The organism is Streptomyces sp. NPDC001443 (assembly GCF_053597355.1).
In genome coordinates, this window is the sequence record NZ_JBSFIA010000003.1 from 1 (window position 1) to 23070 (window position 23070).

The window sequence follows — 23070 nt, forward strand, 5'->3', positions numbered from 1 at the left end:
CCTCCCGTGAGGGGGGCGTGCGCGCGCCGTTCCGATGGCGGGTGATCACCGCCGCACGGTCACCACCCGGGCGCCGGCGGTGACGTCCTGCCCGGTGTGCGGCACGACCGAGGCCATGTCCGCGGTGTTCAGGACGGTCATCAGGACGACGGTCGGGTGCCCCGCGGCGTGCACGGCGCCGAGGTCGACCTCGGCGAGGAGGTCACCGGCCGAGACCTTCTGGCCGGGCTCGACGCGGACGTCGAAGCCTTCGCCCTTCATCTTCACGGTGTCGATGCCGATGTGGACGAGCACCTCGACACCGTCCGCGGTGCGGATTCCGAACGCGTGGCCCGTGTTGGCGACGGTGATCAGCTCACCGTCGACCGGGGCGACGACGTGGCCGTGGGCCGGTTCGATGCCCACACCCTCACCGAGCGCGCGGGAGGCGAAGACCGGGTCCTCGACCCCGCCGAGCCCGATCACGTGCCCGGAGACCGGCGCCGCGAGCTCGACGTCCGCACCGGCAGCGGCGGGAGCGTCCGCCGCGGCGGTGCCGGCGGAGGCACCGGTGGCGCCCACGGTCACGAGCTCACGCTCGGCGGCCGCCGCGGGGGCGCCGACGGTGACGAGCTCACGGTCCTCGGCCACCGCGGCCTCGGCGGGGGCGGCGACCTCACCGCGGGCGGCGGCCTCGGCGGCGTCACGCTGGGCGTTGGCCTCGACGCGCTCTTCCTTGGTGCGGTAGTCGGAGAAGTAGACGAGGGCCATCGCGGTGAAGAAGGCGACCGAGATCGCGATGATGTACTTGATCATCGGGTCGAAGACCGGGATGGTCAGCAGGGAGGTGAAGGCGAAGGCGTTGGTGTTCACACCGCCCAGCAGACCGATGATCACACCGCCCACGAGGCAGCCGGCCAGCATGCGCGGGTAGATCCGCTTGAAGCGCAGGTGGATGCCGTACAGCGAGGGCTCGGAGATGCCGCCGAGCAGACCCGCGGCCAGGGCGCCCGTGGCGGTCTGGCGCATGTCCTTCTCACGGTGACGGATCGAGAGCAGCAGGACACCGGCGGTGGCGCCGAAGCAGGCGAAGTTCCACGTGCCCATGGGGCCCTGGATGAAGTCGTACCCGAGGGTGTTGATGTTGACGAGCATCAGCGCGTTCAGCGGCCAGTGCAGACCCAGCGGCACCAGGAACGGGTACAGCATCGGGATGACGATCGCGAAGACGATCGGCGCGTGACCGTTCAGCCAGGACAGACCCGTGCCGAGGCCGTTGCCGGCCCAGACGCCCATGGGACCGATGAGGAAGGCGGTCAGCGGGATCATGATCAGCATGCTGAAGAACGGCACGAACACCATCTGCACGTTCTCGGGGAAGATCCGCTTCAGACCCTTGTAGACCACGGCGAGCAGCGCGACCATCAGCAGCGGCACAAACACCTGGCCGCCGTAGTCGTTGAGCTGCATCGGCAGCCCGAAGACGTGCGCCACGGACTCCGAGGTGCCCAGCGTCGCGTTGACGTGGGTGGTGACACCGGGGGTCTTGGAGCCGATCATGCCCGTGAAGTTCGGGGTCATGACCGCGGCCATGACGGTGGCGCCGACCCATGGGTCGATCTTCAGCTTCTTGGCCGCGTTGTAGGCGACCATGATCGGCAGGAAGTAGAGCACCGAGCGCCACATGGCGTCGACGAAGACCCAGCTGGCGGACTTGTCCGCGGCGCGGAAGTCGACCAGGCCGAAGGCGTCGAGCATGGAGGCGATCGCGATGATCAGCGAGGCGCCGAGCAGCACGCCCAGGAGCGGGCGGAACGAGTCCGAGAGGTACTCGAAGAAGTTGTCGAGCCAGGCGTAGCGACCGCGGCCCTTGGCGCGGATCTCGGCCTTGACGTCCGCGTCGGACTGGGGGCGGGGAGCGGCGCCGCTCTTCATCGACGGCAGGTTCATGATGTCGGAGTAGACGCCGGCCACGGCTCCGCCGATGACGATCTGGAAGCGGTCGCCGGACTGCGGCACGGTGCCCATGACCCCACCGAGGGCGTCGAGCGCGGCCTGGTCGACCTTCTTGCCGTCGTGGAGCTGGAAGCGCAGTCGCGTCGCGCAGTGCGTGAGGCTCTCGATGTTCTCGGGGCCGCCGACACCGCGGAGGATCGACTCCGCCAGCGCAACGGGTGTGCGTGTGCTCATGGGTGCGTCCTAACATCCCTGGTTCTGGTGATCGTGCATCGGTCTTCGATCTCTCCCGCCCGGACCGTGGCAGCAAAAAAGGCCTGGGTGGCGCACATGGCGCCGCCCAGGCCTTGCCTCCCGCCGAACCGGCCCGCTGCCGTCACCTCGCATGAGGCGACGACGATGGCGTCCATAGGGAGTAACAATCCTGCGATCGGGGTCGATCGATAACGACTATAGCAGGGAAACGGCGCCATAGGAAGAAACTCTTGCAGACCGGGCAAACCGTCGATCTGCCGATAGATCACGACACTCCCGACAGGGGCTTCCCAGGAATGCCGATCACGGGCTTCGCCTGACGCGCAGGGACGTGGCCGAAGGCGGCCGGAGCCATGAAGGCTCCCGGCCCGTCGGTGGCCAGGTGGTTGCGCGGAGGACTTCCGAACCTCGATCAGGAATCGAGCGGACCATAGTTTCGCATGGCGCCGGACATCCGGGCCAACATCTGCCGTCCCGCCCTCTCGTACATACCGAGCCGGACCCTGCGGGGTCGCGGCCGGCACATCGCCGGTCCCGCCGACGACGATCGGCTCTCGCTCCTGCCCGACGCGCGCCCCGCCGAGGGAATAGGGCGGCCCAGGCACGGGTTGCGGACGTCTGGACGCTCAAAAGATGATCACGGTGACCGCCGATTGCGGTCCGACAGCAGGGGGACGTATGCGGGTTGTCGCGTTCGAGGAGATCGGCGGGCCGGAAGTATTGCGCCCGGTGGACCTGCCCGACCCGGAACCCGGCCCGGGTGAGGTGCTCGTCCAGGTGTCGTACGCGGGCGTCAACTACGGCGAGGTGCAGCACCGCCTGGGTGACTTCGGCGCACCCGAAGGCGAGACGGTGACCGGTCTCGAGGCGTCCGGGACAGTGGCGGCGACGGGCGCGGGTGTGACGGACCTCGCAGTCGGCGACGAAGTCGCCGCGTACCTCCCGGACGGCGGCGGATACGCGCAGTACGCCCTCGCGCCGGCGCCTTTCGTCTTCCCCCTGGCGGGGCTGGGCCTCGATCTCCGCACGGCCGGTGCCGCACCCCTCGTCCTGACCACTGCGTACGGGGTGCTGGCGGGCGCGGGCCGGATCGCGCCCGGCGACACTGTGCTGATCCACGCGGCGGCGGGCGGGGTCGGTTCGGCCGCGGCACAGCTCGCCCGGTCGCTGGGGGCGGCAGCGGTGTACGGGACCGTGAGCACGCCGGAGAAGGCGGAGTACGCCAAGCGCTTTGGGTACGACGACGTCTTCCTGAGGGACGGCTTCGCGGAGGCGGTGGGCGAGGCGACATCCGGCAGGGGTGTGGATCTGGTCCTGGACCCGGTCGGTGGCCCCACTCGCCTGGCGAGCTTTGAGGTACTGGCCCCGTTCGGCCGGGTCGCCGTCTACGGGGAGGCGGCCCGCCACCCCGACCTCACCCTCCCGGTCCTCCCGCTGTGGAAGAACAACCGCGTCCTCAGCGGCTACAACATCGGCGACCTCTCCCGCCGGGCCCCCGAGACTCTTCGCCGGCACGCCCTCGCGGCCCTGGGTCTGGTCGCATCAGGTGCCGTGCGGATCGACATCACGGCCGAGTACGACCTGGCCGACGCGGCGAAGGCCCACGAAGTGCTGGAATCGGGCGAGAACATGGGGAAGGCCGTACTGCGCGTCCGATCCTGAGTCCAGGGGCAGGCGCCGAGCAGTCCCCCACGTGACATAGATCGATCCATTTCACGGCGGCCCTCACAGTAGGGGGTCGTCGGCCGCACGGCATCGGCCGACCAGCGGGCCAGGGCCCTGCTCGCCGCGAGCACCCGGCACCAGGAGTACCGCTGGCTGGTGGAGCAGCCGGCCAACAGCCCCGCCCAGACCACCTTCAGCGGGGTGACCTATCCGGTCCAGGTCGACTGCACGCCCACCGTCGTCTACACCGACGGCCCCGAGGGCGTACGTGCCGGAGAAGGCGTGACGACCTTCCCGGCACAGATCGCCCTCGCCGCCGGCTTCAACGAGGACACCGCCTACGCCAAGGGCCGGGCGGAGGGCAGCGAAGCCTTCGACAAGGGCAAGAACGTCGTCCTCGGCCCCGGCGTCAGCGCGGGCCGCACGCCCCTCGCGGGCCGGACGCCGGAGTACTTCGGAGAGGACCCGGTCCTCAACGGCGTCCTCGCGGGCGCCCAGACCCGCGGCATCCAGGGCGACGAGGACAAGCCGGTGCTGGCCGACCTCAAGCACTACGTCGCCAACGAGCAGGAGACCGACCGGCAGACCAGCTCCTCCGACGTGGACGAGCGGACCCTGAAGGAGATCTACGAACTGCCGTACGGGATTGCCCTGAAGGAGGGCGAGGCCGAGAGCGTCATGTGCTCGTACAACCAGGTCAACGGCGTCTACGCCTGCGAGAACCCGCTGCTGAAGAACAGCCTCAAGGGCGAACTGGGCCTGGACGGCTATGTGATGAGCGACTTCGGCTCCGTCCACTCCACGGCCGCCTCTCTCAAGGCCGGTCTGGACCAGGAGTTGAACCGCCCCATCTACTTCACCCCGGACAAGCTGGACGCCGCCCTCGCCGCCGGTGAGATCACGCGGAAGGACGTCGACGACGCGGCCTTCCGCGTGGTGCGCTCGTACATCCGCGGCGGGCTGTTCGACCACCCGCTGCCCTCGCAGCCGGTGACGGACGCCTCGACGCCCGCCCACAAGGCCCTGGCCCGGCAGATCGCCGAGGAGGGCTCGGTCCTGCTGAAGAACAGCGGCGACACCCTGCCGCTCGGCAACCGGCACAAGAAGATCGCTGTGATCGGCTCGGTCGCCTCGAACACCCCCGCCGTCGGCCTGAACGCCAGGCAACTGTGCAGCCTGCCGCTGAACTTCAGCGGGACCGCCTCCGGTCGCAACACCATGTCCTGCGAGGACATGGTCGCGCCGCTGGACTCCATCCGTGAGCGGACCGCCGCGGCCGGCGCCGACGTGGTCTACGACGACGGCAGCGACCCGGCCCGGGCCGCGCAGGTCGCCGCCGGTGCGGACGCCACCGTCGTGTTCGGCTACAAGCAGGTCGGCGAGTTCTCCGACCCGAAGGACCTGAGCCTGGACGCCGGCGGCGACGCGCTGATCGACGCGGTCGCGGGCAAGAACAAGCCCACCGTGGTGGTGCTGGAGACCGGTACCGCGACCACGATGCCGTGGCTGTCCGAGGTCGACTCGGTGCTGGAGACCTGGTACCCGGGCGAGCAGGCGGGCCCGGCCATCAGCGGGCTGCTGTTCGGTGACGTCGACCCGTCGGGCAAGCTGCCGCTCACCTTCCCGAAGTCCGAGTCGCAGCAGCCCGCGCACACCGCGGAGCAGTACCCGGGCGTGAAGGCCGCCGGTCAGTCGATCCGTCAGGTCGACTACAGCGAGGGCATGAAGGTCGGCTACCGCTACCGGGATTCATTCGCAGTGCTCCGGCCTTCAAGCCGAGGGTGAAGCGAATCCTGTGGTCGCGACGCGGAGCGTCGCAGTGGCGTTCCGGCGGAGCCGGACCCTGCCCGGTGACGGTGACGGATCGCTTGTGTGTTCCCGATGACGGCACGGGTTCGATATGCCTAGGGTGATCGCCATGCAGCTTCGGTACGCCTTCAGGCTGTACCCCGACGCCGCTCAGCAGGCCGCGCTGGCCAGGGCGTTCGGGTGCGCCCGCGTCGTGTTCAACGACGCGGTCCGCGCCCGTGAGGACGCCCGCAGGACCGGCCTGCCGTTCCCGACGGCCGGACAGCTGTCCCGGAAGCTGATCACCGAGGCGAAGCGGACGAAGGAACGGTGCTGGCTGGGCGAGGTCTCCTCCGTGGTGCTCCAGCAGTCCCTGCGCGACGCCGAGACCGCCTACCGCAACTTCTTCACCTCCCTCAAGGGCACCCGCAAAGGCCCCAGGCTGGGTGCACCCCGCTTCAAGTCCCGCAAGGACACCCGGCAGTCGGTCCGGTTCACCGCCAACGCCCGCTGGAAGATCACCGACGGTGGCCGTCTGAACCTGCCGAAGATCGGCGCGGTGAAGGTGAAGTGGTCGCGCACCCTGCCCGCGACACCGTCGTCGGTCACCGTCGTCAAGGACGCGGCGGGCAGATTCTTCGCCTCCTTCGTCATCGACACCGACCCCGCCGCAGACGCCGCACGGATGCCCGACACCGACCGCACCATCGGCATCGATCTCGGCCTCACGCACTTCGCGGTCCTGTCCGACGGCACGAAGATCGACTCCCCACGCTTCCTGCGGCGCGCGGAGAAGAAGCTGAAGAAGGCCCAGCGGGAGCTGTCCCGCAAACAGAAGGGATCCAGGAACCGGGAGAAAGCCCGCCTCAAGGTCGCCCGCGCCCACGCCAAGGTCGCTGATGCCCGCCGCGAGTTCCACCACCAGCTCTCCACGAAGCTGATCTCCGAGAACCAAGGAATCGCCGTGGAGGACCTGTCGATGGCGGGACCGGCCCGCACCAGGCTGGCCAAGAGCGTGCACGACGCCGGCTGGTCGCAGTTCATCGGCATGCTGGAGTACAAGGCCGCCCGGTACGGGCGCACCCTGGTCCAGATCGGCCGGTTCGAACCGACGAGTCAGATCTGCTCCACCTGTGGCGTCAAGGACGGGCCCAAACCCCTGTCCGTGCGGGAATGGACCTGCACCGCCTGCGGCACCCTCCACGACCGGGACACCAACGCCGCGATCAACGTAAAGACGGCCGCCGGACTGGCGGCATCGGCCTGCGGAGCGCCGGTAGGACCAGAACCCGTTCTGGCACAGCGCGAAGAAACAGGAAGCCACGGATTCCCGACCGGAAACCGTGCCGCGTAGCGGCACAGCAACCAGTCCGGGAAGGCCAGAATCCTCGCCCTTCAGGGCGAGGAGCATGTCAACAGACCATCATCGCGCCGGCCGACGGCAGGGAAGGGTACGGCGCGATCGAGGCGCTGGCCGACCGGCAGGTCGACGGGATCGTGGTCGTCTCACCCCGGGTCGACGCCTCCTGGCTGGAGCGGCTGGCGGGTTCCGTCCCGGTGGTCATGCTCGGCCGGCACCACAGATCCGTCCACTACGACACCGTCGTCGGCGACGACCTGGCGGGCACCGGGCAGGTGATGGCGTACCTGCTCGGGCTCGGCCACCGCAGAATCGTCCATCTGACCGAGGACTTCGCGGTGACCACACCCGGCAGCGGCGTCCCGCACGCCCTGCGGCTGCAGGGCTACGAGGAGGCCATGACCGCGGCGGGCCTGAAGGACCACATCCGGGTCGTGCGCACCGGGCAGACCGAGGAGCACGCGCGGGCCACCGTCGACGAACTGCTCGACACCCGGCCCTGGCCCACGGCCGTGTTCGCCGGTCACGACCAGCTCGCCCTCGGCGCCCTGGCGGCCCTGGTGGAACGCGACGCCCTCGGTGAGATCTCCCTGATCGGGTACGACAACACGGATCTGGCCGCCCACCCGGCGATCTCGCTCAGCTCCGTCGACCAGCACGGCACCGAGATGGGACGGCGGGCGATCGCCATGCTGCTCGAACGCATCGCGGGCCGGGACGAGGCCCAACACCACGTCATCCCCCCCTCGCTGACCGTCCGCCGCTCCAGCGGACCACCGCCGGCCCCGTCGGCCGGCTAGGCCGACGGCCCTCGCGGTGTCGTACGCCACGCGGCCGGCCGCCTCGGCGGCGTCCCCGGGCTGCGGGGCGACGCCGCGCGTGTGACCCTGCCTGTGTGGATGTCCAGGCACGTGACACGGAACTCGAGGACGCCAGCCGGTCGGCGCCGATGGCGGTGCTGATCGCGACGTGCGTCTCGACCCTGGTCGTCAACGCGAACACCTCGGCGGTGAGCATCCTGCTTCCGGCGATCAGCGCGGACACCGGCACGTCGCTGGACACCCTGCAATGGGCCGTCACCGGGTATTCGCTGGTGGGAGCCGCGGTGATCGTCACCTCGGGAGCCCTCGGCGACGTGTTCGGACGACGACTCGTCTTCCTCGGCGGCCTGGCCCTGTTCATCGCCTCCTGCGTGCTCATCGCGCTGTCCGACAGCGGAGCCGGGGTGATCGCCGGCCGGGCGGTCCAGGGGGCGGCGGGGGCGACGATCCTGGCCTGCGGGATGAGCTTGTTGTCCGTGTCCTCGGCGGGCGAGGGGCAGGTACGGGCGGTGACGCTGTGGGGCGGGGCGTCGGCGGTCGGCGCCGCGGCCGGGCCGCTGCTCGGCGGTGTGCTGGTGGACGGCACCGGGTGGCAGGGACTGTTCTGGATCGATGCGGCGATCGCCGTCGTCTGCGTACCGGTGACGCTGAAGGGTGTCGCCGAATCCCGCGATCCGCAGCGCAGCCGCTCGATCGACTACGCGGGGACCGCGCTGATCGCCGCCGTGCTCGCCCCGGCGCTGCTCGCCCTCAGCGAGGGCGCCGCCTGGGGCTGGACGTCGCCCGCGGTGCTGGCCTGCTTCGCCCTGGCCCTGGTGTCGTGCGTGGCGTTCGTCGCGGTGGAGCGACGGGTCGCGGCACCACTGGTCGACCTGCGACTGCTGAAGGAACGCGTACTGATCGGGGCGACGGTCGGGATCCTGCTGAGCGCGGGCGTGATCAACGGTCTGATGTACCTGCTCAGCCTCTACTTCCAGAACCCCGCCACGCTCGCGTTGAGCCCGTTCGAGGCGGGCCTGGCCACGCTGCCCGCGACGGTGGGACTGATCGCGATCACGCCACTCGTGCCCCGGCTGGTCCAACGGCTGGGCATCGGCCCCGTGATCGCCTTCGGCTTCGCGGCGGCGACGGCCGGCTGCGCGCTGCTCTTCTTCGTCCAGGGCGACTGGCGGTACGCGGCGTTCGTCCTGCCGCTCGTGCTCCTGGCCGCGGGGCTCGGACTCGTCAACGGTCCGGCGAGCTCGGCGTCCACGTCGTCGGTGTCCGAGGACGATGTCGGAGCGGCATCGGGCATCTCGAACATGGCGCGGTACATCGGCGCCGCCGCCTTCACGGCCGCCGTGGCGACGGTCGACGCGACGGTGGGAGAGTCGCAGCGCTCGGCCGGGGCCGGGGCGGCGGACGCCCTGGCGGCGGGCCTGTCCAGCGCGTGCCTGCTGCTCGCGGTCGCGACCGGGGCGGGCATGCTGCTGTCGATCCTGGCCGTTCGTGCCCGCAGACGTCGGGCCCGGCCGGGTGCCTACGGAGCAGCCGCGGCCTCGCACGCGCTCACCGTCCCCGTCGAGGACCGGTGACGGCGCGACCGCTCGAACCGGCCTCGACGACAAGACCGGCCGACAGCCCTCGGACGCGGAGCGCACCCGGACCGAGCCGCGGAGCTGACCGATCGCCCTCGGAGGAGCCCGGTGGGGGATCATGGCGCGATGCGACCTGAAGTGCTGGCTTTCATCGCCGACGGCCCCCTCCCGGACCAGGAGGGCAGCGAAGAAGAGATCGACCGACGTGACCGGCAGTTGGACGCCATCTCCCGTCCCGTGACCGGGGAGGAGGCGCGGGCGCTGGTGGACTGCTTCGGGCCGGACGACTGCTACGGACTGGCGTGGGCCCTGCTCCACCTCATCGAGACCGGCCCCGACCCGGTCCTCACCGAGCGGCCGGCCCCGGACGCGAACGAGTGGCACATCCGTCTGTGGAGGCGCGCGGACAACGGCGGGCTCTACCCGGCCGATTAGGGCCTGTCCGGCGGATCATGCCGCAGACGCAGGGTCTGGCGCGCCCTCCCCCAGAGGGGGACCCCAGCGGCGTTGTCGTCACTCGCCGACGTCCCCCGGCCTCCGGCCGGGAGGTGCCCCCACCGCGTCGGCTCCCTCCTCCGCCTTGCAGCCGGACGCTCCCCCAAGCTCTCGGCTCCGCTCGAGCAGGGGGCACCCCCATGACCCCGCTCACCTCGGCTGATACCGCATCGTTGCTTTCCTGCGACTTGATCCGCCGGACAGGCCCTGGAGCGCCGGACAGAGCGGGCCCGGCCGTCTCGGTGCCCGCGGCCGAGACACCGGGAGGGTCTCAGGCGCCCCTGCCCCAGTGCCCCACCACCCGGTCACGCTCCGGCCCCCGCCGCCCCTCTTCACGGCGGGGGGTCGGAGCGCGGGAAGCGGCCCGACCGAGCCCCGGGTCAGGTCGAGTTGCGTTCGACCAGCCGGGGCGGGAACACCAGCCGGCGGTGGGTGTGGCCGGGGCGGTCCTCGTCGAGCAGGAGTTCCGCGGCGGCCTTGCCGAGGTCGTACCCGCCGACGTGCACCGAGGTGAGCGGGACACCGGCGGTCGCGGCCGAGTGGATGTCGTCGTACCCCACGATCGCGAGATCGTCGGGCACCCGCAGCTTCGCCCTGAAGGCGGTCTGCATGACACCCAGCGCGAGCAGGTCGTTGGCGCAGAAGACCGCAGTGACCCGCTCGCTCGCCGTCAGCAGCTGTTCGCCGGCGCGTCGCCCCTGGTCGACGGTGAACGCGCCCGCCTCGACGATCTGCAGGACCTCGCCCGGACGGCCGGCCCGCTCCAGCGCCTGGCGGCTGCCCGCCAGGCGGTCCTTCGACTGACGCATGTGCATCGGGCCGGTGATGAAGGCGATGCGCTCGTGGCCGCGGGCCAGCAGGTGGGTGATCGCCGAGTCGGCGCCGGCCACGTCGTCGACCGCGACGGAGCAGACGTCCGGGTAGGTCTCGGCGTTGTCGAGGAGGACCACCCGCAGCCCGCGGGCGCGCAGCCCCTCCAGCCAGTGGCTGTTGAGGTCGGCGGGCGTGATCAGCACGCCCGCCGCGTTCTGCTGGGCGAGCAGTTGCAGGTAGCGCTGTTCCTTGTCCGCCAGTACGTCGGTGTTGCACAGCATCACCGTCCGGCCCTCGGCGTGCAGCAGGTCCTCGGCGCCGCGGGCGACATCCGTGAGGAACGGGTTGCGCACGTCGAAGACGACCAGTCCGACCATGCTGCCCCGGCTGCCCGACAGTTGCCGGGCGGCCAGGTTGGGCACGTAGCCGAGGACGTCGATGGCGTCCTCGACCCGTTGCCGCGTGCCCTCGGCCACCTTCTCGGGCCTGTTGAGCACGTTGGAGACGGTGGCGATCGAGACTCCGGCGCGCAGCGCCACGTCCTTGATCCCGATGGTGTTCATCTCCGTGAGCCCTTCGAACGGCCGCCCGAGGACGGTCGCTTGTAACGCTTCAATTGAGTGTGGACATGCTAGCCGGATCAATCATCGTGGCCGACAGGCGTTTCGGGCCAGGGCAGTTCGAAGCCGTGGGTCCCGCTGCCGACGGTGGTCGACCAGCCCGGCAGATCGACCTCCGCCGTGGTGTTCGGCGGCACCTTGGCCCGCACGCTCAGCCTGCCGCCGGCCACCCGCCAGTCGACCTCGGCGGGTCCGTACGGAGTCAGCAGGCGGGCACCGGCGCGGGTGAGGCCGCCGCCGGGGCGCGGTGCGATCCGCAGCCGCCGGTAGCCGGGGGCGGCGGGGGCCAGGCCGGCGACGACGCGGTGGAGGTAGTCGGCGACGACGCCCAGGGCGTAGTGGTTGAAGGAGGTCATCTCGCCGGGGTTGACGGTGCCGTCGGGCAGCATGCTGTCCCAGCGTTCCCAGACGGTCGTCGCGCCCTGGGTGACCGGGTACAGCCAGGACGGCCGTTCGCGTTGCAGCAGCAGCCGGTACGCGGCCTCGTGGTGGCCGGTGTCGCCGAGCGCGTCGCAGACCTCGGGGGTGCCGGCGAACCCGGTGGCGATGCGGTGTCCGTCCTTGGCGACCAGCTCCGCCAGCCGCTCCCCCGCCCTCGCGCGGCTCTCCGCGTCGGGCAGCAGGTCGAAGCGCAGGGCCAGCGCGTAGGCGGTCTGGGTGTCGGACGTCATCCGGCCGTCGAGGGTGCGGAAGGCACGCAGAAAGGCTTCGCGGGCCTGGTCGGCGAGGTCCAGGTAGCGTCGTTCGTCGGCGCTCTCGCCGAGTTCGGCGGCGGTGAGCGAGAGGATCCGCGCGGAGTACGCCAGATAGGCCTGGGCGACCAGGTGGGCGTCGGTGCGCGACTGCCAGGGATCCTCGGGGGCGAAGCGGGGTCGAGCCAGTCGCCGAGCTGTTTGCCCTGCCGCCACACGCCGTCCTCGCCGCGCGAAGAAGAACTCATGAACCGCTACACATGGCGTACCGGGCTTCTCGAAGCGGCCATGGTCCTCGTCGCGCTGGTCTTCGCCTTCCCCGTCTACGTGCTGGTCTCCATCGCCCTGCGCAACGAGGGCGACACCGCCTCACCGATCGCGCCGCCCGCGCACCCGACGCTGGCCAACTTCGGCGACGCCTGGCAGAAGGCCGGGCTGGGCGCGGCCATCGGCAACAGCTTCATGGTCACCGCCGGCAGTGTCGTACTGATCGTCGCCCTGGCCGCCGCAGCCGCGTATCCGCTGGCCCGGTCGACCCGGCACTGGTCGCGGTGGGTCTTCGCGGTCTTCATGCTGGGACTGCTGCTGCCCTTCCAGCTCGCCCTCATCCCGCTCTACCAGACCATGCGCGACCTGGGACTGCTGGGCAACCCGCTGGCCCTGATCATCTTCTACACCGGCCTGCAACTGCCGTTCTCCATCTTCATGTACACCGGGTTCCTGCGGTCCCTGGACCCCGGCTACGAGGAAGCCGCGCTGATGGACGGATGCGGTCCGGTACGCGCCTTCGTCCGGGTGGTGTTCCCGCTGATGCGGCCCATCACCGGCACGGTGGTCATCCTCAACGTCATCTTCGTCTGGAACGATTTCCTCACCCCACTGCTCTACCTCAGCGGTTCGGGCCGCCAGACCATCCCCGTGGCACTGTTCGGGTTCGTCGGCCAGTACGTCTCCCAGTGGCCCATGGTCTTCGCCGGCCTGATCATCGGCATCCTGCCGGTCCTCGCCGCCTACTTCATGATGCAGAAGCGCATCATCCAAGGCTTCGCCGGCGGCCTGAAGGGCTGACCGCCCGCCGCCTTCCTCACCGAGCCCACCGCTCGTCCCTTCCGAGCCCACGGGTCCCTTCCGAGCCCACCGCTCGCCTCTCCTGAGCCGCCTTCGTGGTCCCCCACGCCCGGCGTCGGCTGTGCCACACCAACTCCATCCCGTTGAACACCCTGGAGCCGTCATGAGAGCAAGCCGTCCCGTCGCCGCCACGCTGGCCGCCTTCAGCCTCGCCGCGTTCACCGCCGCCTGCAGCTCCAACGCCGCGGGCAGCGGCGGCGGCAGCGACACCCTGCGCGTGGCCGCCAACTCCACCGACCGCGAGCCCATGGACGCCGTCGTCGCGGCCTTCCGGAAGGCGAACCCCGACATCGAGGTCAGCGTCACCTACGCCGACACCGACCAGCTCCAGTCCACCCTGCGCACCCAGCTGTCCTCCGGCACCGCTCCGGACGTCTTCACGGTCTGGCCCGGCAACGGCAACCCCGGAGCGCTCCAGGTCCTCCAGAAGGGCGGCTACCTCGCCGACCTCAGCGGCTACTCCTTCGCCTCGCAGATCGCCGACGGCGACAAGAGCGTCACCCAGGTCGACGGCAAGACCTACATCGTCCCCGTCCCCTTCAACGGCATCGGCGCCATCTACAACAAGGCGACGCTCAAGGAGATCGGCGGCACCGAGCCCCAGACCTGGGACGACGTGCTCGCCCTGTGCACCAGGGCGAAGGACCACGGCAAGGTCCTGCTGGCCCTCGGCAACCAGACCAACTGGGTGACCCAGCTGGTCGACTACTCCCTCGCCGCGACGACCGTCTACGCCAAGGACCCGAGTTCGACGCGAACCTCAGCGCCGGCAAGGCCACGTTCGCGGGCTCCCAGTGGAAGCAGACCATGCAGAAGTACCTCGACCTCGACAAGGCGGGCTGCTTCAGCAAGAACCCCAACGGCACCAGCTACGAGACGTCCATCTCCGACGTCGCCCAGGGCAAGGCCGTCGGCGTGGTCCAGGTGACCACCAGCATCCCGCAGGTGCAGAAGGAGGCGGGCGCCGACGCCGAACTCGGCATGTTCGCGCTGCCGTCGACCGACACCGCGGACGAGACGCGCATACCCGCGGCCGTCTCCGCCGCGTACGGTCTGAACGCCGCGAGCAAGCACGCGGCCGAGGGCAGGAAGTTCGTCGAGTACCTCGCCTCGAGCGAGGGCCAGAAGATCTACGCGGAGAAGGGCAGCACCCTGCCCGCCCTGCCCAACGACTCCTTCAAGGCCGACCCGGCCCTGACCAGCCTGATCGACATGCAGAAGAACGGCAAGACCGTGCCGTTCATGGACCAGCGGTGGCCGAACCCCGAGGTCCAGGCGACCCACTTCACCGCGGTGCAGAAGCTGTTCTCCGGCAGCGAGAGCGTCGACGAGGCGCTGAAGAGCATGGACGACGCCGCCAAGAAGAGCTGACGCCCCGACACCTGCGCGCAGGGCACACCCGTACCGACCTCCAGGACGGCCCGCGACGCCGCCGCGCTCCACGCCGGCGACGGACGCGGGCCGTCCTCGGCCCGCCGGAGCGACGGCCGCTGCCCGTCGGTCATGAATGCGACGGCACGCGATCACAGGAGAGCGCCGCTGCGTCTGCCTTCCTGGAGCAGAGCCTGCACCAGGGGCGACTTCGCTCCCGGCGCCACGAACCACAGGGGTGCGGCGGAAGAGCTTCTGGAGATCTCGATGCGGTGGCCGGCCACGACGTAGCCCACGATCACCGTCTGCTGCACCCCGGTCACCTCGCTCCACGCCACCGAGTCCCGTATCCGCCCGAACCGGTTGGTGACGGTCACCCCGTCCGTGCACAGGTAGCACCTGTTCACACCCAGCCGGGCGGACAGCCGACGCCATCCGAACCTCAGGGCGTACACCGCGACCACCACGGCCGTCGTGGGAACGGCATTGCCGTCGACCGCGGACGGGTTGACGACCGTGGTGACGAGCATGGCGATCCAGGCCAGCAGCAGAAACCCCCGCAGCACCTGCATCATGGTGCCTATCGCCGGGGTCATGAGCGCGTGATCGCCGCGGATCTCGCCGAGCCCCAGACCAGCCACTCCGTCTCTCACTGCCACCCCTTGCCCGAAGCCGGCTCAGCGCGCCCGACCTGCGCGCCGCACGGCCTGGCATACCCGTGCCGCCGCGGCCCCGAACGGGGTCGTCGGTGCGCTCCCAGTGATGCGGCCCACTCGAGTAAACGCCGTGAAGCGGCAGTCAGGGCTCAGGAGGCGCCTGCTTCGTACCGGACGACGACCGCCGTGCCCCCTTCGTGGGTGCTGAGGCTCCCGGCCCCGAAAACGGTGGCGTGCCCGGCATCACCGCCGGCTCCGACAGCGAGAGCCATTGCCGCTTCACGGGGTCCACGTCCGCCTCCGTCCAGTCCTCGACCTGTGGCGGGTCGGTCGCCTCCTCTTCCTCGGGCTGCCAGGTGTGTGCCCCGCGCGCCCAGACGTCGCCCGCGGCAAGGACACGGACGTAGTCGATCGTGCCGATCTCTCCGGGCAGCATGCCGTTCCGGGTGAAGCGGTGCTCCGGCAGCCGCGTCTGCTGCCAGCCGTGTCCGTCGTAGCGCATCGCCGCGAGCTGGTTCGGAGGACGGCGGGGCATGCGCGTGCCCACGGCCCAGACGTTGTCCGGGGAGGCCGCGTCGAGATCGACGACCCGGATCGGCAGCCAGGTCCGCCGCCGGCGGCTGCCGTCCCAGTGCCACAGGACGCCCTGGTCGTCGACGGCCCAGGCCTCGTCGGCGGAGACGGCCACCAGGCTGTCGAGTCCGGAATTCGACACCGGACCGGGGTATTCGATCCGCCACGCGCCTGCGTCGCCCTTCGGCTTGGCCGGCCGGCGCGCCGGGTCCGGGGTGCCGACGCAGCCCGCCGCCATCAGAGCCGGGCCCCGCATCGCCGCTACGGCCGTCACGGGGCGCGGTACGACGACTCGCCGCCGGCGGACAGCGCGGCCGGCCGAGCTCAGCCGTCGGGTCATGTGCCCTTGCCAGGCCCGGAGTTGAGGCGTCCGGAGCTCTACCGAGGTGACCGGACGAGGTGACGGACCAGGGCGGGAGACGCCTGCTGCTGCCGCGTTCCGGGGCGTCCATGTCCGTTCCGTGTCTCCCGGGGGCCGCGGCATACAGGCGGCGGGATCACCCGTCCGCCCGGTCCGGCAGGACATCGGCTCGGCTGCCTGGTCAGGCTGGACGTACTCGGCGGGAGGGGCGGCCAAGCGGTCCCGCCGCACTGATTGGAGCACCTATGCGCGGCCACTCCCGGCGTGCCCTCGGCAAGATCTTCCTGCTCGTGTCCCTGTTCGGGCTCACCGTCCCCACGGCGACGGCCTCCGCCTCGACCCCTGCCTCGACCGCCGCCCCGATCGTCCACCAGCGCACCCTGGAGCTGGCCCTGAGCGGCACCCTGTCGACCACTCCGGAGCCGGTCGACATCGTCGGGCGTATCCGCGTCACCGTGGTCACGGTGGCCAACCGGGGCGGCGGCGGGACCGCCACCGTCACCAGTCAGCTCCGCAACACCACCGGCATCGGACGGAACACCGGCGGCTTCTACCGCTTCGTCGGCAGCGACCGCAACGTCGTCGCCTGGCCGCCGGACCCGATCAGCCCGCTGACCGTCTTCCCGCGCTTCCTCAAGATCTCCCCGCCCGGTTCGTTCGTCCCGCCGAACCCGATCCGGCCCGTCCACGTCCACACGATGGTCCTCTCGGACGGCAGCATCGACAGCATCTCCGCCGACCTCCCCGAGTCCGGGCCCGACGCCTGAGGTCGGGCTCTGGGAGCCCGACGGCGGGGCCGGTGGTCGCGACGGCCCCCGGCCCACCGCGGCAGCCCGCGCGCCACGCCGCCCGAACAGGCACGAGGCAGGCGTTCAGGATGTGTTCAGGCTGACGCTGCGATGGTCGTCGACCGCGATCGTCTCGGCACGGTCGCTCACGTGGCAGGGCGCTCGTCCCCGACGCGGGGCGAGCGCCCCGCCGTACGACACACAAGGAGCCCCCCACCTTGCAGCAGCCGGAAGTCCTCACCGACCTCGATGTCGCGAGCCCGACCAAATCGGTGATGAAGAAACTGCCCGAAGTCACCCTCGCGTTCTGGATCATGAAAGTCGCCGCGACGACGCTGGGCGAGACCGCCGGAGACCTCTTCTCCCAGACCCTGAGGCTCGGTTACTTCCTCACCACGATCGCACTGTTCCTGATCTTCGTGGTGACGCTCGTCGTCCAGCTCCGCTCCAGCCGCTACAACCCGTTCTTCTACTGGACGGTGATCCTGTCGACCAGCATGGCCGGCACCACCATGTCCGACTTCATGAACCGCGACGCCAGTTCCAAGTACCTGTCCGTGGGCGCCACTTCACTCGGCTGGGGGCCGCAGGGCCTGGGCCTCGGCTACCCGTCCGGCGCGGCGGTCCTGCTGTCGATCCTGGTGGTCATCTTCGCGATCTGGCGGCTGAGCGGGATGACCTTCCAGATCCGTGACATCGTCACTTTCCGCGGTGAGGCCCTGTTCTGGTCGGCGATCCTCGTCTCCAACACGCTCGGCACCTCGATGGGCGACTTCCTCTCGGACAGCTCCGGTCTCGGCTACGCGGGCGGCGCGCTGCTGGTGACCGGGGCGCTCGCCGTACTGGTGGCGCTGATGAAGGTGCCCGTGGTGCCGAACGTGCTGCTGTTCTGGATCGCGTTCGTCCTCACCCGCCCGCTCGGCGCGACGGCGGGCGACTTCCTCACCAAGCCGGCCGCCAAGGGCGGGCTGGACCTCGGCACCGCCGGCTCCTCGGCCGTCCTGCTGGTCGTCCTGCTCGGCCTCATGGCCTACGCGCACTTCCAGGAACGCGCGGCCGTCACCTCGTAGACGGAGGATTCGGTGACGGTGAGCCTCTTACGCCTACGCCGTTCAGCCGGTCGCGTGGGCGATCTGCTCGTCGAGCGCGGCGCAGAGCCAGTCGTGGGTGGCGCCGGGGGTCGGTTGCGACGGACCGGTGAGTTCGGCGGTGAGTCTCCAGTAGTGGTCGATACGGGGATCCGCGGCCAGCAGCCCGCCGAGGAAGCGACGGAAGGCGGGGGTGTCCTGGGCACTGCGTGAACGAGCGTAGGCGGAGACGAAGCAGTCGAGAGCCTCGCCCACGTGCGGTGGCCGCTCGGCCCGCAGTTGCCGAGCGGCCAGCGCGTACGCCTCGACGAGACCGTCGTAGAGCACGGCCGGGCGGCCCCCGTCGCGCCGGTGGGCTGCCGGCTGGCCGCGATCGGTGCCGTGACAGGGCGCGGAGACGAGAGCGTGCAGTCGGGTGAAGGCCAGTACCTGGGCCGGGGTCGGCTGCTCGGGGAGCTGCGGAACCGCGTGCTCGACGACCGTGGAGACCAGCCGGGCCGGGAGCCGCGGCGGCAGCCAGCGCCGCCAGAAGCGTGCCAGCGGGGCCGTGCTGGGCGGGACGGCCACGGCGCCGATCAGACGCAGCCGCTCGGCACGTTCCTCGGGGGCGCAGTCCTGGAGCAGTCGGAGGGCCGCTTCCTGCCAGCGCAGGGCGGTCAGTCGGGAACCGATCTGCCGGAGCTGCCCCGCGACGACGTCCTCCAGCGTGTCCTCCCGGTCGAGGACCCGGCCCACTTCGGGAACCGGCAGGTCGAGGGTGCGCAGGGAGCGGATCAGGTGGAGCCGGTCGAGCGCTTCGGGGCCGTACCTGCGGTGGCCGCCGGTGCTGCGCGTGGCTTCGGGCAGCAGTCCGCGGTCCGAGTAGAAGCGGACGGTCTTGACGGTGACGCCCGCGCGCTCGGCGAGCTCTCCGATGCTCCACATGTTGTCGAGCGGCACGAATTGAACCTCCCTCAGGGGGAGTTCCTACGGTACCGGCGAACACCGCGCGCCGGTGCGTCCGGCCGCGCGTACGGCAGCGTGAGAGGAGACGGCGATGACGGCATTCATCCTCGTGGCGGGCGCCCACACCGGCGGCTGGATCTGGCGGGACGTGGCCGCCCGGCTGCGGGAGTCGGCGGCGCAGGCGTATCCGGTGACGCTCACCGGCATGGGGGAGCACGGCGGTGCGGCGGGGCCCGGCACGGACCTGGAGACGCATGTCCACGACCTGCTGCGGGTGATCGACCAGGTGGACGCGGCGCGGGAGGTGGTGCTGGTCGGTCACTGCTACGGAATCCATCCGGTGCTCGGCGCCGCCGACCGGCGTCCGGAGCGGATCGCCCGGATCGTCCATCTGGACGCGGGCATGCCCGGGCACGGCGACCGGGCCCTGTCCCTGGTGCCCGACCCCGCGGTCCACGACCGGCTGTCGCACCGGGCCGAGGCGTCCGGGGACGACTGGCGGGTCCCGCCGCCGGCGCTCGACGAGTGGCGGCGCTGGGGCAGCGTCGCCGGGCTCTCCCCCGCCGTGCTGGCCGAGCTGGCGCGGAACGCGGTCCCGCAGCCGGCGGGCACGCTCACCCAGCCGCTCCGCCTGTCGGGAGCGGTCTCCCGGCTGCCCGCGACCGGCGTCCTGTGCACCGCGAACGGTTCGAGCATCGCCATGGTCGAGGAGCTGGTGCGCTGGGGCGACCCGCGCCTGAAGGCGCTCATCGACCCTCGTGTGACGTTCTTCGAACTCGACACCGGGCACTGGCCGATGCTGTCCCGCCCGGACGACGTGGCCGAGGTCCTCCTCCGGGCGGCTGCGGGAGAGGGGCACCGGCTGTCCGAGGCCGGGGGCGAACTGCCGGTGCACCTTCGTCCCTTCCTGATGGATGTACCGGAGCGGGAACGCGAGCGGGTGGGACGGGTCGACATGTATTTCCCCGACGACTGCTCCGACGCCCTCGCCGGAGACGACGGCCGGTGGCCGGCGGTGGTGTTCGTCCACGGCGGCCCGGTCCCACCCGACGCGCGGCCCACTCCACGGGACTGGCCGGGCTTCGCCGGCTACGGGCGGCATGTGGCGGGGCTGGGAGCGGTCGGCGTGACCGTGGACCACCGGCTGCACGATCTCGCCGACTACGGGCGGGCCGCCGAGGACGTGGCCGAAGCGGTCGAGCTCGTACGGGCCGATCCGCGCGTGGACGAGGACCGGGTGGCGCTGTGGTGCTTCTCGGCGGGCGGGCTGCTGTCGGCGGACCTGCTCGCGGCACCCCCGCCGTGGCTGCGGTGTGTGGCAGCGAGCTATCCGATCCTCGCACCGCTGCCGAACTGGGGGTTCGTCGATTCCCGGTTCCGCCCGGCGGTCGCGGTGCGGACGGCCGGGCGGCTGCCCGTCGTGCTGACCCGGGTGGAGCTCGAACGCGCCGCGATCGCGGCGACGGTCGAGGAGTTCCTGACGGCCGCCGAGGAGTGCGACGCCGAGGTCGAGGTGATCGACGTACCGCTGGGTCACCACGGTTTCGAGACGATCGACCGCACCGAGCAGGCGAGGCGGGCCGTGGAACGCGCGGTCGGGTCCGTGCTGGGGCATCTGCGGTGTTGAGGTGGAACCGTCCCCCTGGCCGGTGTCGCCGCACGTCGCTGTTGACCTTCGAGCTGGTTGAAGCCCAATGATGGCGAGGTGCCGAATTCCGAGCTGATGCCGATCGGGGTCTTCGCCCGGCGCACTGGTCTGACCTCCAGTGCGTTGCGGTTCTACGCCGACTCCGGGCTGCTGTCCCCTGCCGAGGTCGACCCGGTCTCGGGCTACCGCTACTACACCGCCGACCAGGTGGCGCGGGCGACCGCGCTGCGTCGGCTCCGCGAGATCGCCATGCCCCTCACGGCCGTCGAGGCGGTCCTCGACGCCGAGGCGCGGGAAGCGTCCCGACTGCTCGACGAGCATGTCTCGAAGATCGTCGGGGATGCGGCGGCGGCAGTGCGGAAGGCCGCCGTCATCAAGTCGGCGCTGGCCGGCGACGCGCCCGGGCTGCCGGTCGCGGTGCTGAAGGGGCCGGTGCTGGCGGACGCGGTCGAGCAGGTCCTGACCGCGACCGCGCACGAGCCGGGGCTGCCGGTACTCGCCGGCCTGCGCATCGAGGCGGGTCATGAGGCGGTCGTGCTGACCGCGACCGACCGCTACCGGCTCGCCACCCGGACCCTGGTGCCGACCCGACCGCCCGGACAGACCTGGGCGGGCACGGTCGACGGCGACGATCTGCGGGCCGCGGCCGCCGAGGTCCGCCGCAGCGCGCTGGTACGGCTCGAAGCCGTGCCGCACGGGATCCGGCTCCGCCTGTCCGGGCGGGAGGACCGGCACTGCCGACTGCTGTCGGAGGAATTCCCCGACCACCGCCTGCTGCTCGCGTCACTGCGCGAGGTCACCACCCGCGCGACGGTCTCGAAGGACCTGTTCCTGCGCGCCCTGGAGGAACAGCCCGGCGAACGCGTCGCGCTGTGCGTCGCCGAGCACACCGTGGACGTCCGGTCGGTGGACGACGGGCGACCCGGCATCCTGCTCCCCGCCGCCACGACGGGCGACGCCCTCCGGATCCGGTTCGAGCTGACCACGCTCTACCCCGCGGTGAGCACGGCGATCGGACCCGACGTGATGCTCGACCTCAGGGGAGACGACCAGCCCGTCACGGTCCGCTCCGCCGACCGCGGCGATCTCACCACCCTGGCCATGCCCGTCAGAGCCGACGGCCCGGCGTGAGTCCAGATCCTGACCACTCGGCCTGGGAACAGACGGCAGAGAACAGAGAAGAGGACCCTTCATGACCACCGCACCCGCCGGATCCGACCCGACCATGGAAGCCATCGGCCATGCCGTCGTCGAGGGGCGGACCGGCGACGTCGACTCCGCCCGCCGGAAGCTCCTGGGTCTGTGGGCGCGGATCGGCGTCACCGGCGACCCGCTGCACCGCTGCTCCCTCGCCCACTACCTGGCGGACCTCTACGAGGATCCCGCACAGGCACTCGCCTGGGACGTACGGGCCCTGGACGCCGCCGACGCGGTGACCGAGCAGCGCGTCCAGGAGCACCACGCCGGCCTCCACATCGCCGGCTTCTATCCCTCGCTGCACCTCAACCTGGCCGACAACTACCGCCGCCTGGGCTCCTTCGAGGCGGCCACCGCGCACATCGACGCGGCCGCGGCACACGCCCCCGGCCTGCCTCGGGATCCCTACGGGGACATGGTCCGAGGCATCGTCCGGGAGGTCGCCGAGGCCATCTCGCGGCGGGACACCGCCAAGCGGCCCTCCGCGCCCGGCCCCGCTGCCTGACGTGGCGGACCGCATCCCTCGCGGTCGTGGGGATCCCGGCGTGGGCCGGGCTGCTCAGGCCTGTGCGGCGGTGGGGGCCGCGGGCCTGAAGCCCTTGACGAGCATGTAGGTGCCGACGGCGAGTTCCCAGGCGGCGATGGGCAGGGTCGCGAGGAACGACCACGCGGAGAGCTGGTCGTTGTGGCCGAAGAAGGTCGCGATGCCGGCCGTCAGGAGCAGCGGGGCGCCGACGAGGCCCAGGACGGGGATGAAGCGTGGCACCAGCCTGGACCGGTACAGCAGCGTGCCGAACAGCAGGGCGTTGAGGCAGGGCATGAAGCCGGGGCCGAGCAGGAAGGTCCAGTCGCGGACGGCCACGAGCGCCTTCCCGGTGGTGACCAGTGCCGCCGCGTCCTGACCGGTCGCGCCGGCGAGGTCCTGGCGCAGCGTGATCACGGACAGCAGGCTCACCACGCCGATCAGGATGACCGCGGCCTCGACCAGGCGCGCGGTGACGAAGCCCAGTGCCAGCGCCTCGCTCGTCCGCTTGACGACGGGGAAGACCGCGACGGCGGTGCCGACGCAGGCCAGGGCGCTGACCAGGTCGAGGAGGCACCCCCACAGCACCCGGGTGTCGTCGCCGGCGCCGACGACGTAGTCGGCGTGGTCCAGGACGGGGGCGATCAGCAGCAGGGCGGGGATGGATGCCACGAAGGTGATCAGGTAGAACGCTCCGGCCGCGCGGGCGTGGCTCCTCGTCCGGTCGGTGTCCGCCCGTGTGGTCGAGGCCGTGGGCATGGTGCTGGTCAT

Annotated in this window: 20 protein-coding genes and 1 pseudogene; 14 read left to right on the forward strand and 7 right to left on the reverse strand. The window is 71.1% G+C overall.

Annotated features, from left to right (window positions below):
* Positions 1–45: 45 nt before the first annotated feature.
* Entirely contained in the window at positions 46–2169 is a 2124-nt protein-coding gene (locus tag ACWC24_RS04970) for a glucose PTS transporter subunit IIA (protein ID WP_450661430.1), read from the reverse strand.
* Between the two features lie 699 nt (positions 2170–2868).
* Here ACWC24_RS04970 and ACWC24_RS04975 point away from each other — a divergent pair.
* The 6 genes from ACWC24_RS04975 to ACWC24_RS05000 all read left to right on the forward strand — a co-directional run bounded on the left by ACWC24_RS04975 (position 2869) and on the right by ACWC24_RS05000 (position 9836).
* On the forward strand, positions 2869–3852 hold the full coding sequence (locus ACWC24_RS04975) for a quinone oxidoreductase family protein (RefSeq protein WP_450661431.1): 984 nt from the start codon (positions 2869–2871) through the stop codon (positions 3850–3852).
* 159 nt (positions 3853–4011) lie between these two features.
* Positions 4012–5640: a glycoside hydrolase family 3 protein gene (locus ACWC24_RS04980; RefSeq protein ID WP_450661432.1), complete on the forward strand. Its 1629-nt coding sequence runs from the start codon at positions 4012–4014 to the stop codon at positions 5638–5640.
* A 133-nt stretch (positions 5641–5773) separates the two neighbouring features.
* Complete coding sequence (locus ACWC24_RS04985; protein ID WP_450661433.1) at positions 5774–6997, forward strand: RNA-guided endonuclease InsQ/TnpB family protein; 1224 nt, start codon at positions 5774–5776, stop codon at positions 6995–6997.
* Positions 6998–7068: 71 nt separating this feature from the next.
* A complete protein-coding gene (locus ACWC24_RS04990) occupies positions 7069–7803 on the forward strand; it encodes a LacI family DNA-binding transcriptional regulator (protein ID WP_450661729.1) in 735 nt (244 codons plus the stop codon).
* Between the two features lie 95 nt (positions 7804–7898).
* On the forward strand, positions 7899–9398 hold the full coding sequence (locus ACWC24_RS04995) for an MFS transporter (RefSeq protein ID WP_450661434.1): 1500 nt from the start codon (positions 7899–7901) through the stop codon (positions 9396–9398).
* Positions 9399–9527: 129 nt separating this feature from the next.
* Positions 9528–9836, forward strand: coding sequence for a hypothetical protein (locus ACWC24_RS05000; RefSeq protein WP_450661435.1), 309 nt, complete (start codon positions 9528–9530; stop codon positions 9834–9836).
* A 440-nt stretch (positions 9837–10276) separates the two neighbouring features.
* On the opposite strand, the gene ACWC24_RS05005 is transcribed toward ACWC24_RS05000, so the two are convergent.
* Both ACWC24_RS05005 and ACWC24_RS05010 read right to left on the reverse strand, forming a co-directional pair.
* On the reverse strand, positions 10277–11272 hold the full coding sequence (locus tag ACWC24_RS05005) for a LacI family DNA-binding transcriptional regulator (protein ID WP_450661436.1): 996 nt from the start codon (positions 11270–11272) through the stop codon (positions 10277–10279).
* 77 nt (positions 11273–11349) lie between these two features.
* Positions 11350–12237 (reverse strand): alpha-L-rhamnosidase-related protein, encoded by an 888-nt coding sequence (locus tag ACWC24_RS05010; RefSeq protein ID WP_450661437.1) that lies wholly within the window; start codon positions 12235–12237, stop codon positions 11350–11352.
* 30 nt (positions 12238–12267) lie between these two features.
* Here ACWC24_RS05010 and ACWC24_RS05015 point away from each other — a divergent pair, with 30 nt between their 5' ends.
* From ACWC24_RS05015 to ACWC24_RS05025, 3 genes and pseudogenes are all read left to right on the forward strand, one after another.
* Positions 12268–13089, forward strand: coding sequence for a carbohydrate ABC transporter permease (locus tag ACWC24_RS05015; RefSeq protein WP_450661438.1), 822 nt, complete (start codon positions 12268–12270; stop codon positions 13087–13089).
* A 163-nt stretch (positions 13090–13252) separates the two neighbouring features.
* A pseudogene (locus ACWC24_RS05020) lies at positions 13253–13855 on the forward strand (ABC transporter substrate-binding protein); the annotation flags it as partial.
* On the forward strand, positions 13777–14520 hold the full coding sequence (locus ACWC24_RS05025; protein WP_450661439.1) for an extracellular solute-binding protein: 744 nt from the start codon (positions 13777–13779) through the stop codon (positions 14518–14520). The pseudogene ACWC24_RS05020 and the gene ACWC24_RS05025, both read left to right, overlap by 79 nt.
* A gap of 152 nt (positions 14521–14672) precedes the next feature.
* Here ACWC24_RS05025 and ACWC24_RS05030 read toward each other — a convergent pair whose 3' ends face one another.
* Both ACWC24_RS05030 and ACWC24_RS05035 read right to left on the reverse strand, forming a co-directional pair.
* Complete coding sequence (locus ACWC24_RS05030; protein ID WP_450661440.1) at positions 14673–15173, reverse strand: hypothetical protein; 501 nt, start codon at positions 15171–15173, stop codon at positions 14673–14675.
* A 145-nt stretch (positions 15174–15318) separates the two neighbouring features.
* Positions 15319–15891: a hypothetical protein gene (locus ACWC24_RS05035; protein ID WP_450661441.1), complete on the reverse strand. Its 573-nt coding sequence runs from the start codon at positions 15889–15891 to the stop codon at positions 15319–15321.
* Between the two features lie 464 nt (positions 15892–16355).
* Between ACWC24_RS05035 and ACWC24_RS05040 the strand changes: the two genes are divergently transcribed.
* The gene (locus ACWC24_RS05040) at positions 16356–16877 is read left to right on the forward strand and encodes a hypothetical protein (RefSeq protein ID WP_450661442.1); all 522 of its coding nucleotides are present in this window, start codon (positions 16356–16358) and stop codon (positions 16875–16877) included.
* Between the two features lie 239 nt (positions 16878–17116).
* A complete protein-coding gene (locus ACWC24_RS05045) occupies positions 17117–17968 on the forward strand; it encodes a COG4705 family protein (RefSeq protein ID WP_450661443.1) in 852 nt (283 codons plus the stop codon).
* A 42-nt stretch (positions 17969–18010) separates the two neighbouring features.
* On the opposite strand, the gene ACWC24_RS05050 is transcribed toward ACWC24_RS05045, so the two are convergent.
* A complete protein-coding gene (locus ACWC24_RS05050; protein ID WP_450661444.1) occupies positions 18011–18925 on the reverse strand; it encodes a helix-turn-helix domain-containing protein in 915 nt (304 codons plus the stop codon).
* A gap of 97 nt (positions 18926–19022) precedes the next feature.
* Here ACWC24_RS05050 and ACWC24_RS05055 point away from each other — a divergent pair, with 97 nt between their 5' ends.
* The 3 genes from ACWC24_RS05055 to ACWC24_RS05065 all read left to right on the forward strand — a co-directional run bounded on the left by ACWC24_RS05055 (position 19023) and on the right by ACWC24_RS05065 (position 22281).
* Complete coding sequence (locus tag ACWC24_RS05055; RefSeq protein WP_450661445.1) at positions 19023–20558, forward strand: alpha/beta hydrolase; 1536 nt, start codon at positions 19023–19025, stop codon at positions 20556–20558.
* A 78-nt stretch (positions 20559–20636) separates the two neighbouring features.
* Positions 20637–21710, forward strand: coding sequence for a DNA polymerase III subunit beta family protein (locus tag ACWC24_RS05060; RefSeq protein ID WP_450661446.1), 1074 nt, complete (start codon positions 20637–20639; stop codon positions 21708–21710).
* Positions 21711–21771: 61 nt separating this feature from the next.
* Positions 21772–22281: a hypothetical protein gene (locus ACWC24_RS05065; protein ID WP_450661447.1), complete on the forward strand. Its 510-nt coding sequence runs from the start codon at positions 21772–21774 to the stop codon at positions 22279–22281.
* 54 nt (positions 22282–22335) lie between these two features.
* Here ACWC24_RS05065 and ACWC24_RS05070 read toward each other — a convergent pair whose 3' ends face one another.
* Positions 22336–23070 (reverse strand): DUF4386 domain-containing protein, encoded by a 735-nt coding sequence (locus ACWC24_RS05070; RefSeq protein WP_450661448.1) that lies wholly within the window; start codon positions 23068–23070, stop codon positions 22336–22338.

Coding starts and splice junctions, on each gene's coding strand:
- ACWC24_RS04970 (WP_450661430.1), bottom strand. CDS start 2,169: ATGAGCACACGCACACCCGTTGCGCTGGCGGAGTCGATCCTCCGCGGT.
- ACWC24_RS05070 (WP_450661448.1), bottom strand. CDS start 23,070: ATGACCAGCACCATGCCCACGGCCTCGACCACACGGGCGGACACCGAC.
- ACWC24_RS05015 (WP_450661438.1), top strand. CDS start 12,268: ATGAACCGCTACACATGGCGTACCGGGCTTCTCGAAGCGGCCATGGTC.
- ACWC24_RS05005 (WP_450661436.1), bottom strand. CDS start 11,272: ATGAACACCATCGGGATCAAGGACGTGGCGCTGCGCGCCGGAGTCTCG.
- ACWC24_RS05055 (WP_450661445.1), top strand. CDS start 19,023: ATGACGGCATTCATCCTCGTGGCGGGCGCCCACACCGGCGGCTGGATC.
- ACWC24_RS04985 (WP_450661433.1), top strand. CDS start 5,774: ATGCAGCTTCGGTACGCCTTCAGGCTGTACCCCGACGCCGCTCAGCAG.
- ACWC24_RS05040 (WP_450661442.1), top strand. CDS start 16,356: ATGCGCGGCCACTCCCGGCGTGCCCTCGGCAAGATCTTCCTGCTCGTG.
- ACWC24_RS04975 (WP_450661431.1), top strand. CDS start 2,869: ATGCGGGTTGTCGCGTTCGAGGAGATCGGCGGGCCGGAAGTATTGCGC.
- ACWC24_RS05000 (WP_450661435.1), top strand. CDS start 9,528: ATGCGACCTGAAGTGCTGGCTTTCATCGCCGACGGCCCCCTCCCGGAC.
- ACWC24_RS05065 (WP_450661447.1), top strand. CDS start 21,772: ATGACCACCGCACCCGCCGGATCCGACCCGACCATGGAAGCCATCGGC.